Here is a 17,721-nt window from a genome sequence, read left to right on the forward strand (position 1 = left end):
AACGAAAGATGGGTAGTATAGGGGATTCAGACCGGACCGCCAAATTGCATGCAGCCACACCGGTATTCGGTTTGTTACTGGCCGCTACCCTGTGGGGGGTGTTCTGGTTTCCATTGCGCTGGCTGGAAGAGTCTGGCCTGAGCGGTTTATGGCAAACTTTTTTTATCTATACTGGCACCCTCTGGGTGGTCATTATACTTCTCTGGCGCCAGGGAATGAATTTTTTCAGGGAGCTGCGGCTCGCGCCCTGGCCGTTGTTATTCATGGTGCTGGCCAGTGGTGTGTGCAATACCTCCTTTATTCTGGCAATGCTCGAAGGTGAGGTGATGCGGGTATTGTTGCTGTTTTATCTCTCGCCCCTGTGGGCAACCCTGATTGGCTGGCTGTTTCTCAAGGAAGAGTTGCATATATTATCGATCGGGGTATTGATTGTGGCAATCGGCGGCGCCGTCGTCATGCTCTGGCATCCGGGCATGGGGTATCCCTGGCCCGCCGGCAAAGGTGACTGGCTGGCACTGGTGGCTGGAGTCAGCTTTGCGATTCTCAACTCCCTGGTGCGGTTTACCGACAGGGTATCGATACCGGTCAAAACATCGGTTACCTGGTTCGGAGCCATACTGGTTTCAGGCGCATTGATTGTGTTCAGCGATATGGGCTTGCCGGAGGTTTCTTTTCAGGTGGTGGGTTATGCCTGGTTAATCGGTGCCCTGATGATGGTGATTATGACATTTAGCGTGGTCTATGGTGTTACCCACATGCCGGTTCATCGTTCCTCGGTAATTTTATTGTTTGAGCTGGTAGCTGGAGCAGCCTCTTCGCAATGGCTGACCGAGGAAATCATTCTGCCCAAGGAATGGATCGGCGGGATATTAATAGTTATTGCTGCCTGGTTATCGGCACGCCGGCAATTGCAAAACCCCGACAAAGACCTGATCGTATGAGCAATATAATATCAATTCACCATGTCAGCGTGATTATCAGTGATACATCGCGCGCGCTCGATTTTTATAAGAACGTACTGGGTTTACCTGTCGATGAGACACGACCCGATCTCGGCTATCCTGGTGCCTGGTTACGAATTGGTGACCAGCAATTGCATTTACTGGAACTGCCCAATCCGGATCCGGTGACGGACAGACCGGCCCATGGTGGTCGTGATCGACACCTGGCTGTTAGCGTAAAGTCACTGGACGCATTGAGTGCCAGGCTTGAACAGCAGGGGATTGATTTTACACTCAGCCTATCAGGGCGTCGGGCATTGTTCTGTCGCGACCCTGATGGTAATACCATGGAATGTATCGAGGCTGTTTGAACGGCAGATTGCTGTATCTCTAATCTTCCAGTTGCTCCAGCGCACTGAGACGCAGGGTTTCCTTCAACTCGGGATCGAGTGGCTGATCATCCTGCGTCGTGATTTCGAAAATATCCTCGACCCGTTCCCCGAAAGTGGCGATCTTGGCGTTATACAGCTGGACGTGGTGTTGGTAAAAGGCGGTACCGAGACTAGATAGCAGACCCGGTCTGTCATAGGTTTTAACATGCATGACAGTTCGTTCGCTATCATCTTCGAAAAAGATAACGGTCGGAATCTTGAAGTGCTTGGCCTGACGTGGCAAGCGACGGGTTATCTCCGGCGCTTCCTGTCCCGGGTTGCGCAATAAATGATAGAGTTTGTTGCGAATCTCACTGTTACGCTGGGAATCGACTACTGGTTCGCCACTACTGTCGAGGTACTGAAGTGTGTCGAGTGTATAACCGTCGCGCGAGGCAAGGATGCGCGCATCCACCACGGTCATGCCTGCCTGGCTCAGAACAGACGTGATTAGTGAAAACAGGTTTGGATGGTCCCTTGTATAAATAAATATCTCGGTACCGCCGCGACGGCTCTGTTCTCGAAACAGGATGACGGGCAGGTCTTCCAGGTCGGTATTGAGGATGGCCTGTGTATGCCAGACGATCTCGTCGGGAAAGTAACGCAAGAAGTATTCATCGCCAAGATTATCCCATAACTGGTTGATCAGTACATTGTGTTCGTCGTCTGATTCCAGCAGTTCGGAAGCGGCTGCCCGGCGTTCGGCGACCAGCTCGGATTGGACCAGGGGATTTTTCAACCCCCGGCGCAGGGCACGGACGCTGGCATGATACAGTTCCTGGAGTAGTGCATCTTTCCAGGAGTTCCAGACATGCTCACTGGTACCGCGAATATCGGCAACGGTCAGCAAATAGAGATAATTCAGGTGCACCATATCGCCAACCTGCTCGGCGAACTCATGCACGATATCCGGATCGCTGATATCCTTGCGCTGCGCGGTGGAAGACATTAACAGGTGATTTTTTACCAGCCACACGACCAGATTGGTGTCATAACGGCTCAGGCCGTGGTTGCGAGAAAACTCACGGGCATCGCTGGCACCCAGGGTGGAGTGATCGCCCCCCCGGCCCTTGGCGATATCGTGAAACAGAGCGGCCAGCAGTAACAATTCCTGCTTGGGAATACGTTGCATGATCTCACTGCATAGCGGGAATTCGTGAAAATATTCCGGCACCGTAAAACGCCGCAGGTTGCGTATCACCATCAGGGTGTGTTCGTCGACGCTATAGACATGAAACAGGTCGTGCTGCATCTGGCCGACAATGCGCCCGAAAAGCGGCAGATAAGCTGCCAGTACCCCGTAACGATGCATGCGTCGCAGGGCATGCGTGAAACCGTGGCCGTAACGAACGATTTCCATAAACAGCGAGCGATTACGCAGATCCGCCCGGAAGCTGCCGTCAATCAGCCAGGTGTGATCGCGAATCAGGCGAATGGTGTTGGCACGTACACCATTGAGTTGCGGATGCTGCATTAAGATCAGGAATACTTCGAGCAAGGCAAACGGGTAATGAACAAAGATATTGTCGTCCTTGACTTCCAGATAACCCTTGCGGGCCTGAAAGCGTTTGTTCAGAGAAATGGGTTCGGCTTGCTCTTCGGCCAGTAAAATCTCTTCCTTGAACAGCTGCAGCAACATTTCATTCAGCCGCCCCAGTTCCGTGATAGTGCGATAATACTGCTTCATGAACTGTTCTACCGCGAGTCCCTTGAAATTATCGCGATAGCCAAAATGACGCGCCAGTTCTCGCTGGTGATCGAACAACAGACGATCCTCGCGCCGGCCGGCGATCAGGTGCAGGCCGAAACGCACTTGCCAGAGAAAGGCCTGACCCTCATGCAGGGTGCGGTATTCGTTTTTGGTCAAAAAGCCGTGGTCAACCAGCTGATACAGGGTCCCGGCATTATAGTGGCGTTTGGCAACCCAACCGATAATTTGAATATCACGCAGTCCGCCCGGGCCGTCCTTGATATTGGGCTCGAGGTTGTAGGCAGTGTCATGAAATTTTTCATGCCGTTTTTGCTGTTCCTGCAGCTTGGCTTCGAAAAACTTGCGACTGGGCCAGATCTGTTCAGGTCCACACAGTTGCCGCTGTTGTTCAAACAGTGACGGCGGACCGATCAGTAAACGGGCTTCCTGCAGATTGGTGGCGACAGTGATGTCGCGTACAGCCTCCTGTTGGCATTCACTGAGGGTGCGCACGCTCTGGCCGACTTCCAGACCGATATCCCACAGGAAAGTTAAAAAGCCTTCGATGGCACTGTGGTAGGGCGTCGGGGCTTCGGCCAGTAACAGCATCAGGTCCACATCCGAGGCCGGATGCAGTTCTCCGCGACCGTAACCACCTACGGCCAGCAGAGCGATACCGGGATCCCCGGGCTCGAAGTACAGGCGCCAGGCCCGTAGCAGCAGGGCGTCGATCAGACCGGCCCGGGAGGCGACCAGTTCAGTGGCGGCACGGCCGGCGTAAAAACGGCGTGCCAGTTCCTTGTGGGCTGCGCTCAGCGTGTCCCTGAACAGGGGCAGCGGGGGCTCGCCTTGCTGCAGCGCGGTATCGAATTGCCCTGCGTTGAACAGGTCCGCATCAACCGGGACCAGTGAGACGCTCATTGCCCGAAATTTTCCTCGCGGCGGCGGGTCAGTACGTCGTGACCGTCGTCTGTGACCAGGATGGTATGTTCCCACTGGGCGGAGAGGGCATGGTCCTTGGTAACCACCGTCCAGCCGTCCTTGAGCAGCTTGGTCTGCCGCTTGCCGGCGTTGACCATCGGTTCGATGGTAAAGGTCATACCCGTTTCCAGCTTCAGCGAGGTACGGGCATCGTCGTAGTGCAGGACCTGGGGCTCCTCGTGGAAATTCTCCCCGATACCGTGGCCGCAGTATTCGCGCACCACGCTGTAATTGTTTTTCTCGGCATGTTGCTGGATAGCGCGTCCGATATCGCGCAGCGGCCGACCCGGTTCGACCAGATCGATACCGATAAGCAGACATTCGTAGGCGGTTTTGGCCAGCCTGCGGGCCTGAATCGAGGGTTCACCGACAAAGAACATCTTGCTGGTGTCGCCGTGAAAACCGTCCTTGATAACGGTCACATCGATGTTGATCACATCCCCCTTTTTCAGGCGTTTTTCATTCGGAATACCGTGGCAGACCACGTGGTTGACCGAGGTGCAGACCGATTTGGGAAAGCCGTGATAATTGAGCGGGGCAGGTACGGCCTGCTGCTCGTTGACGATATAATCGTGGCAGATCCGGTCCAGCTCGGCAGTAGTCACGCCCGGCTGAACATGGGGTTCGATCATCTCCAGCACTTCGGCGCCGAGACGTCCGGCGACTCGCATTTTTTCAATCTGTTCGGCTGTTTTGATACTGACGCTCATTGATTTTTCTCCACGCCACAGGCGTGAGGGTGCTCCTGTCGCAAAAATTCGTGAATGGTGCCCGGTCAGGGCCTGGGACGGGTTTTTGTGCGCACAAACCGGGCCGTTTCGTTGTCGTTAAGCGCGCTTTATGGTATAAATCGCGCGCTTGTTTAGCAAATCCAACGGCCGGCGGTTTGCCCCGGTCAAAATTGACACACATGCATCGGCACATCTGTCCGGGTGCCCGCTCCGGCGGGTTGGCAGATGGGATGCATGGAGGCCTAACCCGATACAGGAGATACTATAATGGCTGACGTAACGATGCGCCAGATGCTTGAGGCTGGCGTGCATTTCGGGCATCAGACCCGATTCTGGAACCCTAAAATGGCCCCCTATATCTTCGGGGACCGCAATAAAATCCACATTATTAATCTGGAAAAGAGCCTGCCGCTCTACAACGAGGCGATGAATTTCATCAGTTCGCTGGCGGCCAACAAAGGCACCATTATGTTCGTGGGCACCAAGCGCGCTGCTCAGAAACTGGTCCGTGAGGAAGCCGAACGCTGTGGTATGCCATTTGTGAATCATCGCTGGCTCGGCGGTATGCTGACCAACTACAAGACTGTCAAACAGTCCATCAAGCGCCTCAAGGAGCTTGAATCGATGATGGAAAGCGGCGCCACCGAAGGCCTGAACAAACGCGAGGTCCTCAGCCTGAGCCGTGAACAGGAAAAACTGGAACGCAGTCTCGGTGGTATCAAGAACATGAATGGCCTGCCAGATGCGCTGTTCGTCATCGACGTGGGACACGAAAAAATCGCGATCGCCGAAGCAGTCAAGCTGGGGATTCCGGTGATTGGTGTCGTGGATACCAATAATAGTCCGGATAATATCGATTACGTCATTCCGGGAAATGATGATGCGATTCGCGCGATTACGCTCTATACCCAGGGCGTCTCAGCGGCAGTACTTGAAGGCAAGGCTTCCTCCGCTCACATCGGTGAAGGCGCCGGCGATGATTTCGTCGAACTCAACGAAGAAGGCGAAGTGAATACGGCCAGCAAGAAGAAAACGGCCAGGAAGAAAACCGCTGCCAAGAAGAAAACCGCTGCCAAGAAGAAAACAGTTGCGAAAAAGAAAACCGCGACAAAGAGTTCAGAGGCGAGTGGTACAGACGAGGCAGAGTCCACAGTGGCCGAATCTACAGTAACGGAAGTCGCTTCGGCTGAGGCGGATTCCGAGTAAGGTACGAGCTTTAGCCAACCTGTTAAAAGCAAAACGAAAAAGGGGGCGTTGCCCCCTTTTTCGGATTTTACAAACTGATTTAGTATGATCGATTAAAGAACTGATTAGAGGGCAAGACTCATGGCAATTACAGCAGCATTGGTCAAGGAACTGCGCGAACGTACCGGCGCAGGCATGATGGAATGCAAAAAAACATTGGTGGAAACCGATGGTGATATCGACGCGGCTATCGAGCAGATGCGCAAATCCGGTATGGCCAAGGCCGACAAGAAAGCCGGCCGTACCGCCGCCGAAGGTCTGGTGGCAATTAAAGTGACTCCCGATGGCAAAACCGGTGCCATTGTTGAAGTGAATTGTGAAACCGACTTTGTCACCAAGGGTGAAGACTTTCAGACGCTGGTAGATAACGTGGCCAATCGCGTTTTGAAAGACAAGCCTGCCGATCTGGATACGTTGATGGCCCTGCCCATCAGTGACACTGACAACACCTCGATTGAAGATACACGCAAGACCCTGATCGCGAAAATCGGTGAAAACATGGCGGTTCGTCGTTTTGAAGTCATCGAAGCCAGGGGTAAGCTGAGTCATTACATGCACGGTAGCCGTATCGGTGTGTTGATTGATATTGAAGGTGGCGATGAGCAGCTTGGCAAGGACCTGGCTATGCATATTGCCGCCAGCCGTCCGGTCTGTGTTTCCGAAGAACATGTTCCGAGTGATGTTATCCAGAAGGAAAAAGATATCTTTTCCGCCCAGGCCGCTGAAAGTGGCAAACCGGCCGAAATCATCGAGAAAATGGTCGAGGGCCGGATCAAAAAATTCATGAAGGAAGTAACTCTTCTGGGACAGCCTTTTGTTAAGGATCCGGACCAGACGGTTGAGCAACTGCTCAAGTCCGCAGGCGCGACCGTTCACCAGTTTGTTCGCTATGAAGTTGGCGAAGGGATTGAGAAGAAACAGGAGAACTTCGCCGAGGAGGTTATGGCTCAGGCCAAAAGCTGATTTTTACCATCAACATAAAAACGATAACGTATGGCCAAGACACCTATATATAAACGCATACTGCTCAAGCTGAGCGGTGAAGCCCTGATGGGCGATCATGAATATGGCATCGATCCGGCGGTAATCAGTTCGATTGCGGCTGATGTCAAGGAACTCAATCAGGCCGGTGTGCAGGTGGCCATGGTTATCGGCGGCGGGAATATCTTCCGGGGCGTTAATCTTGCCTCGGAAGGGATGGACCGGGTTACTGCCGATCACATGGGCATGCTCGCAACTGTTATCAACGCACTGGCTTTGCAGGATGCGATAAAAAGCCAGGGATTACTTGTGCGTGTTATGTCGGCCCTGCCAATCCATACCGTATGCGAGGATTACATTCGCCTGCGTGCGGTTCGCCACCTGGAAAAACAGCGTGTCGTGGTATTCGCAGCCGGAACCGGTAACCCGTTTTTTACGACCGATACGGCGGCCAGTCTGCGCGGTATCGAGATTGGTGCTGATGTTGTAGTCAAGGGTACCAAGGTTGATGGGGTGTATTCCTCTGATCCGGTCAAGGATCCGTCGGCCAAACTTTTTGAAAAACTGGACTATGACCAGGTTATTGAGCAGAAGCTGGCGGTCATGGATACCACCGCAATCGTTCTGTGCCGGGATAATCATATCCCGATACGTGTGTTTAACATGACCAAACAGGGTGCGTTGATGCGGCTGGTAATGGGTGAAAATGAAGGCACGCTGGTGGAATAGGGAGCATGATCAATGATTAATGATATTAAAAAAGACGCTGAATCCCGTATGGGCAAGAGTGTTGAATCCTTGAAAACCGATCTGACCAAATTGCGCACCGGGCGGGCCCATACCAGTCTGCTTGATCACGTCATGGTTGAATATTACGGTTCCCAGGTACCTCTGAATCAAGTGGCCAATATTTCCGTTGCAGATGCACGAACCCTCACAGTGCAACCCTGGGAAAAACCGATGGTCCAAAAAGTCGAGAAAGCGATTCTGGAGTCTGATCTGGGATTGAACCCGGCTACTGCCGGCGAAATCATCAGGGTGCCGCTACCGGCGCTGACCGAAGAACGTCGCAAGGATATGATTAAACTTGTACGCCAGGAAGGAGAGAATGCCAAGGTGGCAATTCGTAATATTCGCCGCGACGCCATTAGTGATTTCAAAGGCCTGCTGAAGGAAAAGGAAATTACCGAGGACGAAGAACATAAGGCTGAAGAAGATATGCAAAAGCTCACTAACAAATATATCGCGAAAGTCGATGAGGCACTGGAAGCCAAGGAAAAGGACCTGATGGAGATTTGAGGCTGAGCCGATCGTCAAGATCAGCGGAGTTTTATAATTCTATGAGCAGTACAGCCCAGGACATCAGCAGAGAAGAACGGGATGGTTACGTTGGTATACCCCGCCATGTAGCCATCATTATGGATGGGAATGGCCGCTGGGCCCGGAAACGGCATCTCCCGCGTTTTGCCGGCCATAAAGCCGGTGTCGAGGCTGTGCGAGAAGTTGTCAAAAGTTGTGGTGAAAAGGGTGTTCAGATACTGACCCTGTTTGCTTTCTCCAGTGAAAACTGGCGACGTCCGCAGAAAGAAGTCGGATTATTGATGGACTTGTTTCTCACGGCGCTTGAGCACGAGATTAAAAAATTACACAAGAACGAAGTGCAATTGCGCATTATTGGCGATACCAGCGCTTTTCCCGATAAAATTTGCAAACGTATTGAGCAGGCCGAAACACTTACCGCCGATAATCATCAACTGGTGTTGAATATCGCTGCCAATTATGGCGGTAAATGGGATATCACACAGGCGGTGCAGCAACTTGCGAATAAGGTTCAGCAGGGCGAACTGACTCCCGAGCAAATTAATGATCAGCATATTGCTGCGCATCTCAGCATGAAAGATTTGCCCGAGCCGGATCTGTTTATCCGCACCGGCGGCGAACAACGCATCAGTAACTTTCTTATCTGGCAACTGGCTTATACCGAACTGTATTTCACCGATGTTCTGTGGCCGGATTTCGATCGTAATGAGCTGGAAAAAGCACTGGATTCTTTTGCCAGTCGCCAGCGTCGTTTCGGTCGTACCGGTGAACAGGTGGAGCAGCTCAAACATGCTTAAGCAGCGGATGATCACCGCTCTGATCCTTGCGCCGCTGTTAATCTGGGCGATTTTTTCCCTGCCTGAATCAGGCTTTGTGGTATTGCTGCTGACCGTTTTCAGTATCGCTGCATGGGAGTGGAGTCGCTTGTCTGGCCTGACACAACCCGGATCCCGTTTGTTCTATGTTGTTATCCTGTTTGTGGTGATGGGGGTGACCGGTTTTGCTTTTGCCTCTCATCCATTGCTGATCGATATTCTCTATCTTGCTATAGGCGGATTGTGGCTGCTTACTTTGCCGGGGCTTTTTTATTACCAGCATCACGAGGTGAAGCGTTCCGGTTTTAACCTGTTCAAATTACTCGCAGGCATCGGTATTATCCTCGGACCTTTCGTCGCGTTACTGGTATTGCGTCATCGTGAACCTTTTGGCCCGCAATGGGTAATGTATCTGCTGCTGCTGATCTGGTTGGCGGATAGTGCAGCCTATTTTGCCGGGCGCGCCTTTGGCAGGCATAAGCTCCTGTATAACGTCAGCCCCGGTAAAAGCTGGGAGGGTGTGGCGGGTGGCCTGTTGGGATGCCTGGTACTGTCAGTGGTTGCCGGCTGGTGGTTTGAGCTGAGCATGACACACTATATATGGTTTGTTGCTGTCAGCCTGGTTGTTGTGTTGTTTTCAGTGGCAGGTGACCTGGTTGAAAGCTTGTTCAAACGTCAGGCGGGAATGAAAGACAGTGGTCATATCCTGCCGGGTCATGGTGGCATACTGGATCGTATCGATAGTCTGACGGCTGCTGCCCCCGTATTTGCCAGTGGTCTGTATCTGGCGGGGCTGTTCGCATGAAACAGGTCACCATTCTGGGAGCTACAGGTTCAATCGGCCTGAGTACACTGGATGTGCTTGCTCGTCATCAGGATCAATTTGCCGTGTTTGCCCTGACAGCCAATACCCAGGTAGAGCGCCTCTATCAGCAATGCCGGCAATATCAACCTGTCTATGCCGTGATGTTTGACGCCCAGGCGGCTGAACAACTGCAAAACAAACTGCAACAGGACGGTCTTGAGACCCGGGTCCTTGCAGGTCTTGAAGGGTTGATTAACGTTGCCTCACATGCTCATACCGATTACGTGATGGCTGCTATCGTCGGTGCGGCCGGTCTTCAACCGACGCTGGCAGCCGCCCGCGCAGGCAAGCGGGTGCTGTTGGCGAACAAGGAAGCACTGGTGATGTCCGGTAAACTGTTCATGGATGCGATCAAGCAGAATGATGCGGAGCTTTTGCCGATCGATAGCGAACACAATGCTATTTTTCAATGCCTTCCAGGTCAGCCAACTGATAATATCCACGACCTGGGTGTCAAACGTATTTTACTGACCGGTTCCGGCGGACCGTTTCGACAAATGCCGTTAAGCCGGTTACAAACGGTGACCCCCGAACAGGCGGTGGCCCATCCTAACTGGGATATGGGACAGAAGATTTCGGTTGATTCGGCCACCATGATGAACAAGGGCCTGGAGCTGATCGAAGCCTGCTGGTTATTCGATACCACGCCCGACTTCATCCAGATCGTAGTCCATCCGCAAAGTGTAGTGCACTCCATGGTCGAATATGACGATGGGTCTGTGCTGGCACAGATGGGGCAACCTGATATGCGTACCCCGATAGCCCATGCCCTGGCCTGGCCGAAACGGATGGATTCGGGCGTGGCACGCCTGAATCTGTTTGATGTCGCGCACCTGGATTTTGTACCGCCGGATTATGAACGTTTTCCTTGTCTGCAACTGGCAGAACAGGCGGCACGCGAGGGCGGCACAACACCAGCGATTCTTAACGCGGCTAATGAAGTTGCCGTGCAGGCTTTTCTGAATAAAGAACTGGGTTTTCCAGGAATCGCCGAAGTCGTCGAATCGGTACTGGGAGTTATGTCCGGCCGTTGTGCTGAGAATCTGGCGACCATTCTCGACGATGATGAACAGGCCCGCCTGCAGGCGCGAGAGTTCATCGACCAGACTCGCAGCAAGGTGCAATAATGCTGGAGTTTGCCTATTTCACTCTGGCCTTTCTGGTGGCGATCAGCATTTTGATCGCCGTGCATGAGTTTGGTCATTTTTGGGTAGCCAAAAAGCTCGGCGTCAAGGTTTTGCGCTATTCGCTTGGTTTCGGGCGACCCATCTGGCGCACGGTGCGCGGTCCGGACAGAACAGAATATGTTATCGCAGCTTTGCCTCTGGGCGGTTATGTTCAGATGCTGGATGAAAAGGACGGCGAGGTTAAAGAAGCGGAGAAACCTCGTGCGTTTAATCGACAACCGGTATGGAAGCGTTTTTCTATTGTGGCTGCCGGACCGGCATTCAACTTTCTGTTTGCAATAGTGGCATTCTGGCTGATGTTCGTTATCGGTACCAATGCACTGAAACCGGTGATCGGCGAGGTGGCGAAAAACTCCCCTGCGGCGGTTGCCGGTCTGCAATCCGAACATGAAATTATCGCAATTAATGATGAACCGACCCCGGTCTGGGAAGTGGCTATGGGGCGACTGTTACCGGCGGTCGTTGATCGAGAATCGATTCGCCTGACATTACGTAGCCCTTCCGGTTCAGTGTCACAGCATCAATTACCGCTTGATCAAATCGATGGGGAACTGGATCCGGATAATCTGTTTGAATTGATCGGTTTTGAACCGTGGCGACCTCGGGTCGAGGCACAGGTTGGCCAGATTCTGGAAGGGTCTCCGGCAGAGCGGGCCGGTTTGCAAAAAGGCGATCGGATTCTGGCAATCGATGAGCAACAAATCGAGCTATTCACCGATATGTCGGAGTATGTACGACAAAGGCCTGGAGTACCGCTGGAATTCAGGATTGCCCGTGGCGATTCGGTTCTGAACCTGACCATAACACCGCGCATGGTGGAACATGAAGGTAAATCAGTTGGTCAGCTCGGCATCGGCGCCCTGAATCCCGGAAACATTCCGGACGATATGGTTGTCTATTATGATTACTCCGTGCCCGGCGCGGTTGGCAAGGCGATAACGCAAACCGGTGATATGACCCTGTTAACTCTCAAGATGCTGGGCAAGCTGGTCACCGGAGATATCTCTGTCAAAAATCTCAGCGGGCCGATTAATATTGCTCGACATGCCGGACTCTCGGCAAGTGCCGGCATAAACCGGTTTTTGAACTTTCTGGCAATTGTCAGTATCAGTCTGGGAATATTGAACCTGTTGCCGATCCCGATGCTCGATGGCGGCCATTTGCTGTTTTATTTTGTCGAAATATTCAAGGGCAGCCCCGTATCTGAGCAGACCGAGATAACCGGGCGTATGATTGGCATATTTCTGCTTATCATGCTTATGGGGCTGGCATTTTATAACGACATAATGCGATTTGTTGGGAACTAGATCTGTATGATGTTTTTGAAAACAAAAAGTTTTATTGTACTTATTTTGATCTGCATGGCCTTGCCTGTACAGGCATTCGAGCCATTTGAGATAAAAGATATCCGGCTGGAGGGCTTGCAGCGTATTTCCGCCGGTACCGTTTTCAATTACCTGCCTCTCAAAGCAGGGGACAGGCTGGATCCCGAGCTGAGTAGCCGTGCCATCCATGAACTTTACCAAACCGGGTTTTTCAAGGATGTCGAGCTTGAACGTGAAGGCGATGTTCTTGTCGTCTTCGTTGCCGAACGCGCGGCGATCGCCGATATTCGTATTGAGGGTAACGACAGTATCCCCGATGAGCAACTCGAGTCTTCATTGCAACAAATCGGACTTGTGCGTGGTCAGGTTCTGGATCGTTCAACCCTGGACAAAGTTACACAGGAACTGCAACGACAGTATTACGGGCAGGGTAAATACGGCGTGGAAATTGAAACTGTTACCACGCCGCTTGAACGTAACCGTGTTGATATTGAAATCAAGATTGCCGAAGGTGTGGCTGCCGAGATTTTCTCGGTCAATATTGTCGGCAACAAGGCCTTTGAAGATGAGGAGCTGCTCAAGACTATCTCTCTCGCCGACAGCTCAATGTTTGGCAGAGAGAAATACTCACGCCAGGTATTCAGCGGTGATCTCGAGGCATTGCGTTCTTATTACCTTGATCGCGGCTATATCAATTTCAATACGGATTCTAGCCAGGTTTCGTTGACACCGGACAAACAGGAAGTTTATATCACGATAAATATCACGGAAGGCGAACAGTATACGGTCAGCGATATAAAAGTAACCGGTGATACGATCATTCCGCTGGAAGAGGTTAAGGAACTGATTACGCTTGAGGTGGATGAAATTTACTCGCATAAGAAGAGTGTAGAAACCACCAATAACATCAGTGACAAGCTCGCGGCCAGAGGCTATGCCTTTGCCAATGTGAACCTGATCCCCGAGCTGGATAAGGACTCCCGCACCGTTGCCCTGACCCTGTCGGTGGATCCTGGTCGGCGTGTCTATGTGCGTCGAATCAATATTACCGGCAATACCAAAACCCGGGACGAAGTGATTCGTCGTGAATTGCGCCAACACGAAGGCGACTGGCTTTCTACGGAGAAAGTCTCGCTGTCCCGTACCCGTCTTGATCGACTGGGTTTCTTCGAGCAGGTCTCGGTGGAAACGCCGGCAGTCAGTGGCACCAGCGATCAGGTGGATGTGAATTTCAACGTCAAGGAGCGTCCGACCGGCTCTCTAACTGCGGGCATCGGTTACTCGGACACCCAGGGTGCGTTAATTAATTTTGGCCTCAGCCAGGAAAACTTTCTTGGCACTGGCAAACGGCTGGGCCTGAACCTGAATAACAGTGATGTTACCAAATTTTATAATCTGAGCTACACGAACCCCTATTACACGGATGACGGCGTCAGTCGGGGATTTAATGTTTTCTGGCGGGAAGTCGATGCCGAAGAAGCGCAATTGACCCGGTTTACAACCAATACGAAAGGGGCTTCAATTAATTACGGGCTGCCCCTGTCGGAAATCAGCCGGGCGAATTTGAGTCTTGGTTATGAGAATACCGAGATTATTCCCGGCGCTAATGTGGCACAGGAAATACTTGATTTTATTGATGAAAATGGTAGTGTCTACGATAATTACGAGCTCTCGCTGGGCTGGCGTCGGGACAGTCGTAACCGGGCGATTCTGGCGGATTCCGGTTCGGTAACTTCCGTGAATCTGACCTCGGCGATTCCGGGCAGCAATCTTGAATATTATAAAATTGATACACGGTTCCAGAAATATTTCGCTCTGACCGAGAACATTACCCTGTCCACCGAACTGAACCTTGGCTATGGTGACAGTTTCGGGGATACCGGCTTTGAAGGCCTGCCGCCCTATATGCGCTATTATGCCGGTGGTAGCCGAACGGTACGCGGTTATGACAGCAACAGCCTGGGTCCGAATGATTGTGACCCCGATGAAAATGGTGTGATCAGGTCAGACTGTACTAATGATCCGCTCGGGGGCAGTAAACGAGTCATCGGTAGCCTGGAACTGATTTTGCCGAACATCTTTGCCGAGCAGAGCAATTCCACTCGCATCGCGGCCTTTTTTGACGCCGGGAATGTTTTCGCCACCGATCAGAGCGTGGATATGAATGAATTGCGCACTTCGGCAGGTCTGGCATTTATGTGGCTGGCGCCGATTGGTACATTGCGGTTCAGTTATGCTGTTCCGCTGAACGACGAACCGGGTGATGATGTGCAAAACTTCCAGTTCACCATGGGTTCGGCCTTCTAGCTTGATGATAAGACTCGGGGTGATTACATTGCATAAAACCTGGATACATTATGTCTTACTGGTTTCGATGCTTTTATTCGTTGTATCTGCAGTACAGGCAGAAACGCGGATAGGTTTTGTTAATATTTCACTGGTCCTAAAAAATGCCCCTCAGGCGGATGCCGCGCGCAAGAAGCTGGAAAATGAGTTTGCTCCCCGTGATGAGAAAATCGTCGCCATGCAGAAAAAACTCAAACAACTCGAAGAGGAACTGGCCAGAGACGCAGATATTATGAGCGATGAGGTTCGCAAGAAAAAAGAGCGTCAAATTGTACTCGAGAAACGTGAAATAGAGCGGACCCGGGAAGAATTTAATGAGGATCTTAATATCCGCCGTAACGACGAACTCAACAGGCTGCAAAAACTGGTCTATGACACGATCGTTACACTGGCTAAAGATAAAGATTACGACCTTGTCGTGGGCGATAATGTTATCTATGCTGCGGAGTCGGTGGATTTGAGTCAACAGGTCCTGGAGCGGTTAGATTCGCAATATAAACCGAATTCAGGCAATGCCCAGAACTGACGGACGAGATTGTGAAGTATACTTTGCAAGAACTGGCTGATTACACAGGTGGGCAGATTGTTGGTGATCCGCAAACAGTTATAGAACGTGTCGCGACCCTGACACGTGCCGATTCCGGTGCAATCTCTTTTTTAACCAATGCCACCTATCGCCAGTATCTGGCAAACACCTCGGCTTCAGCAGTGATTCTCCAAGAAGTCGATGTGAGCTACTGCCCGGTTAACGCACTGGTTGTCGATAATCCGCATGCAGCCTATGCCCGGATTGCCTCATTGTTATACCCGCCTGTAACCCCTCCACCTGGAATCCATCCCTCGGCCGTCGTAGAGGACTCCGCCACGGTTCCTCAATCAGTGTCTATAGGTGTCAATTGCTATGTCGGACCTGAGGTACGTCTGGGAGAAGGGGTTTCGATTGGAGCCGGCTGCATTATTGAAGCCGGAGTTCATATCGGGTCAAACAGTCGTCTTGCAGCGAATGTTACTGTTTTGCATGAGTGTCAGATAGGTCAGAAGGCAGTGATTCATCCCGGGGTCGTCATCGGCGGGGATGGTTTCGGGCAGGCCAGCGATCAGGGTGTGTGGCTGAAAATTCCTCAGATCGGGCGCGTCATTATCGGGGATGATGTCGAAATCGGCGCCAATACCACGATCGACCGGGGAGCTATTGAAGATACAATTATCGGCGACAACGTGAAACTCGATAATCTGATTCAGGTAGCGCATAATGTGCGCCTTGGAGCGCATACGGTTGTGGCTTCCGGTACAGGCATTGCCGGAAGTGCCCGAATAGGGAAGCACTGCACAATTGCCGGGATGGTAGGTATTGCCGGTCACATAGAAATTGCTGACAATGTCACTGTTACGGCAATGTCAATTGTGTCACATTCCATCCGGGAGCCGGGTATCTATTCTTCCGGCACGACACTGGAACCTAACAGACTATGGCGAAAAAATGCTGTCAGATTCAAGCAGTTGGATGAGATGGCAAGGCGTATTAAATCATTGGAATCCCGGCAGGGAAAATAAGACACCGTTTATTGAGGATTGAATTTTGGTCGCGCTGAACATCTACGAAATTCTTGAGCATTTGCCGCATCGCTATCCCTTTTTGCTGATCGACAAGGTGCTGGAATGTGAACCGGGAAAGTCCCTGGTGGGCATTAAAAACGTCACTCATAATGAGCCGTACTTTATCGGACATTTCCCGACCCGGCCGATTATGCCGGGTGTGTTGATTCTTGAGGCACTGGCCCAGGCAACGGGTATTCTGGCTTTCCAGACGGTCGGTCGTAAACCCGATGGTACCTCGCTCTATTATTTTGTTGGCATTGATAATGCCCGTTTCAAACAGCCGGTTATTCCCGGCGATCAATTGCGTCTTGAAGTGGAATACACTCGCCAGATGCGCGGTATCTGGAAGTTTGACGGTCGCGCGAAAGTTGACGACAAGGTGGTATGTAGCGCGGAACTGATGTGTGCTGAACGTGAGATAGAATGAGTATTGATCAACGCGCTATTGTCGATCCTGCCGCACGGATTGCCGATGACGTCAGTATTGGTGCGTTCAGTATTATCGGGCCGGATGTCCAGATAGGAGCCGGTACGGTAATCGGACCGCATGTGATCATCAATGGCCCCACCCGTATCGGGCGTAATAATCATTTTTTTCAGTTCAGTTCCATCGGCGAGATACCCCAGGATAAAAAATATCACGGTGAGAACTCCCGCCTGGAGATTGGTGACGGCAACACCATCCGTGAATTTGTCACGATCAATCGTGGAACCGACGATGGTGGCGGCGTTACCCGCATCGGTAACGACAACTGGTTAATGGCTTATATCCACATTGCGCATGATTGCCTGGTGGAAAATAACACGATCTTCGCTAACGGTGCTTCGCTCGCAGGTCATGTGGAAGTGGATGACAACGTTATTCTCGGTGGCTTTACCCTGGTTCACCAGTTTACCAAGATAGGTAATCATGCCTTCTGTGGTATGGGTAGTACCATCAGCAAGGATATCCCCCCTTATGTGATGGTCAGCGGCAACCCGGCCAGTCCCTATGGTATTAACAGCGAAGGGCTCAAGCGCCACGAATACAGTAAGGAAGCGATCAGGGCGATCAAGGATGCGTACAAAATTATCTACCGCTCCGGCCATACCAGCGACGAAGCCCGGCAATACCTCAAACCCCTGACCGAACAACACCCCGAAGTACAACCCATGCTCGACTTCCTCAACCGCTCCCAGCGCGGAATCCTTAGATAGAGTAGTGGAAGGAACCCAGAGGGTATGACAATGTTGAATTTTGAATGTTAAATTTTGAATTAATAAA

The 17,721-nt window shown here is 51.8% G+C and carries 17 protein-coding genes; 15 read left to right on the top strand and 2 right to left on the bottom strand.

Features of this window, described 5'->3' with window-relative positions:
• Positions 1 to 8 precede the first annotated feature (8 nt).
• Positions 9 to 941 carry a DMT family transporter gene (locus tag R6U90_RS07355; RefSeq protein ID WP_410352023.1) on the top strand — a complete coding sequence of 311 codons (933 nt, stop codon included), beginning with the start codon at positions 9 to 11 and terminating at the stop codon, positions 939 to 941.
• Positions 938 to 1,312, top strand: a complete 375-nt coding sequence (locus R6U90_RS07360; RefSeq protein ID WP_410352024.1) for a VOC family protein — start codon at positions 938 to 940, stop codon at positions 1,310 to 1,312. The genes R6U90_RS07355 and R6U90_RS07360 overlap by 4 nt, the downstream gene beginning before the upstream one ends.
• A 19-nt stretch (positions 1,313 to 1,331) precedes the next feature.
• On the opposite strand, the gene glnD is transcribed toward R6U90_RS07360, so the two are convergent.
• Together glnD and map are read right to left on the bottom strand one after the other, a co-directional pair.
• Positions 1,332 to 3,983: a [protein-PII] uridylyltransferase gene (gene glnD, locus R6U90_RS07365; RefSeq protein WP_410352025.1), complete on the bottom strand. Its 2,652-nt coding sequence runs from the start codon at positions 3,981 to 3,983 to the stop codon at positions 1,332 to 1,334.
• Complete coding sequence (gene map / locus R6U90_RS07370; RefSeq protein WP_410352026.1) at positions 3,980 to 4,753, bottom strand: type I methionyl aminopeptidase; 774 nt, start codon at positions 4,751 to 4,753, stop codon at positions 3,980 to 3,982. Before map ends, glnD begins: the two co-directional genes overlap by 4 nt.
• 288 nt (positions 4,754 to 5,041) lie before the next feature.
• Between map and rpsB the strand changes: the two genes are divergently transcribed.
• The 13 genes from rpsB to lpxA all read left to right on the top strand — a co-directional run bounded on the left by rpsB (position 5,042) and on the right by lpxA (position 17,654).
• Positions 5,042 to 5,980, top strand: coding sequence for a 30S ribosomal protein S2 (gene rpsB / locus R6U90_RS07375; RefSeq protein ID WP_410352027.1), 939 nt, complete (start codon positions 5,042 to 5,044; stop codon positions 5,978 to 5,980).
• A 120-nt stretch (positions 5,981 to 6,100) separates the two neighbouring features.
• Positions 6,101 to 6,982 (top strand): translation elongation factor Ts, encoded by an 882-nt coding sequence (gene tsf, locus R6U90_RS07380; protein ID WP_410352028.1) that lies wholly within the window; start codon positions 6,101 to 6,103, stop codon positions 6,980 to 6,982.
• A gap of 30 nt (positions 6,983 to 7,012) precedes the next feature.
• Positions 7,013 to 7,729 (top strand): UMP kinase, encoded by a 717-nt coding sequence (gene pyrH, locus R6U90_RS07385; protein WP_410352029.1) that lies wholly within the window; start codon positions 7,013 to 7,015, stop codon positions 7,727 to 7,729.
• A gap of 12 nt (positions 7,730 to 7,741) precedes the next feature.
• Positions 7,742 to 8,299 carry a ribosome recycling factor gene (gene frr, locus R6U90_RS07390; protein ID WP_410352030.1) on the top strand — a complete coding sequence of 186 codons (558 nt, stop codon included), beginning with the start codon at positions 7,742 to 7,744 and terminating at the stop codon, positions 8,297 to 8,299.
• A 41-nt stretch (positions 8,300 to 8,340) separates the two neighbouring features.
• A complete protein-coding gene (locus R6U90_RS07395; protein WP_410352031.1) occupies positions 8,341 to 9,117 on the top strand; it encodes an isoprenyl transferase in 777 nt (258 codons plus the stop codon).
• A complete protein-coding gene (locus R6U90_RS07400; RefSeq protein ID WP_410352032.1) occupies positions 9,110 to 9,940 on the top strand; it encodes a phosphatidate cytidylyltransferase in 831 nt (276 codons plus the stop codon). Before R6U90_RS07395 ends, R6U90_RS07400 begins: the two co-directional genes overlap by 8 nt.
• Entirely contained in the window at positions 9,937 to 11,127 is a 1,191-nt protein-coding gene (gene ispC, locus R6U90_RS07405) for a 1-deoxy-D-xylulose-5-phosphate reductoisomerase (protein ID WP_410352033.1), read from the top strand. The genes R6U90_RS07400 and ispC overlap by 4 nt, the downstream gene beginning before the upstream one ends.
• Positions 11,127 to 12,494, top strand: coding sequence for an RIP metalloprotease RseP (gene rseP / locus R6U90_RS07410; protein WP_410352034.1), 1,368 nt, complete (start codon positions 11,127 to 11,129; stop codon positions 12,492 to 12,494). Before ispC ends, rseP begins: the two co-directional genes overlap by 1 nt.
• Positions 12,495 to 12,548: 54 nt before the next feature.
• The gene (gene bamA, locus R6U90_RS07415) at positions 12,549 to 14,819 is read left to right on the top strand and encodes an outer membrane protein assembly factor BamA (protein WP_410352035.1); all 2,271 of its coding nucleotides are present in this window, start codon (positions 12,549 to 12,551) and stop codon (positions 14,817 to 14,819) included.
• Positions 14,820 to 14,847: 28 nt separating this feature from the next.
• On the top strand, positions 14,848 to 15,384 hold the full coding sequence (locus R6U90_RS07420; RefSeq protein ID WP_410352036.1) for an OmpH family outer membrane protein: 537 nt from the start codon (positions 14,848 to 14,850) through the stop codon (positions 15,382 to 15,384).
• An 11-nt stretch (positions 15,385 to 15,395) separates the two neighbouring features.
• Entirely contained in the window at positions 15,396 to 16,412 is a 1,017-nt protein-coding gene (gene lpxD / locus R6U90_RS07425) for a UDP-3-O-(3-hydroxymyristoyl)glucosamine N-acyltransferase (protein WP_410352037.1), read from the top strand.
• 25 nt (positions 16,413 to 16,437) lie between these two features.
• Positions 16,438 to 16,884: a 3-hydroxyacyl-ACP dehydratase FabZ gene (gene fabZ / locus R6U90_RS07430; RefSeq protein ID WP_310692322.1), complete on the top strand. Its 447-nt coding sequence runs from the start codon at positions 16,438 to 16,440 to the stop codon at positions 16,882 to 16,884.
• Positions 16,881 to 17,654, top strand: coding sequence for an acyl-ACP--UDP-N-acetylglucosamine O-acyltransferase (gene lpxA, locus R6U90_RS07435; RefSeq protein ID WP_410352038.1), 774 nt, complete (start codon positions 16,881 to 16,883; stop codon positions 17,652 to 17,654). The genes fabZ and lpxA overlap by 4 nt, the downstream gene beginning before the upstream one ends.
• Positions 17,655 to 17,721: the final 67 nt, after the last annotated feature.

The organism is Thiohalophilus sp., from assembly GCF_046483665.1.
Lineage (GTDB): Bacteria > Pseudomonadota > Gammaproteobacteria > UBA6429 > Thiohalophilaceae > Thiohalophilus.

Excerpts from the sequence above, each read along its gene's own strand:
- R6U90_RS07355 (WP_410352023.1), top strand. The coding sequence starts at position 9 with ATGGGTAGTATAGGGGATTCAGACCGGACCGCCAAATTGCATGCAGCC.
- rpsB (WP_410352027.1), top strand. The coding sequence starts at position 5,042 with ATGGCTGACGTAACGATGCGCCAGATGCTTGAGGCTGGCGTGCATTTC.
- frr (WP_410352030.1), top strand. The coding sequence starts at position 7,742 with ATGATTAATGATATTAAAAAAGACGCTGAATCCCGTATGGGCAAGAGT.
- R6U90_RS07395 (WP_410352031.1), top strand. The coding sequence starts at position 8,341 with ATGAGCAGTACAGCCCAGGACATCAGCAGAGAAGAACGGGATGGTTAC.
- bamA (WP_410352035.1), top strand. The coding sequence starts at position 12,549 with ATGGCCTTGCCTGTACAGGCATTCGAGCCATTTGAGATAAAAGATATC.
- lpxA (WP_410352038.1), top strand. The coding sequence starts at position 16,881 with ATGAGTATTGATCAACGCGCTATTGTCGATCCTGCCGCACGGATTGCC.
- pyrH (WP_410352029.1), top strand. The coding sequence starts at position 7,013 with ATGGCCAAGACACCTATATATAAACGCATACTGCTCAAGCTGAGCGGT.
- map (WP_410352026.1), bottom strand. The coding sequence starts at position 4,753 with ATGAGCGTCAGTATCAAAACAGCCGAACAGATTGAAAAAATGCGAGTC.
- R6U90_RS07400 (WP_410352032.1), top strand. The coding sequence starts at position 9,110 with ATGCTTAAGCAGCGGATGATCACCGCTCTGATCCTTGCGCCGCTGTTA.
- glnD (WP_410352025.1), bottom strand. The coding sequence starts at position 3,983 with ATGAGCGTCTCACTGGTCCCGGTTGATGCGGACCTGTTCAACGCAGGG.
- R6U90_RS07360 (WP_410352024.1), top strand. The coding sequence starts at position 938 with ATGAGCAATATAATATCAATTCACCATGTCAGCGTGATTATCAGTGAT.
- rseP (WP_410352034.1), top strand. The coding sequence starts at position 11,127 with ATGCTGGAGTTTGCCTATTTCACTCTGGCCTTTCTGGTGGCGATCAGC.
- ispC (WP_410352033.1), top strand. The coding sequence starts at position 9,937 with ATGAAACAGGTCACCATTCTGGGAGCTACAGGTTCAATCGGCCTGAGT.
- tsf (WP_410352028.1), top strand. The coding sequence starts at position 6,101 with ATGGCAATTACAGCAGCATTGGTCAAGGAACTGCGCGAACGTACCGGC.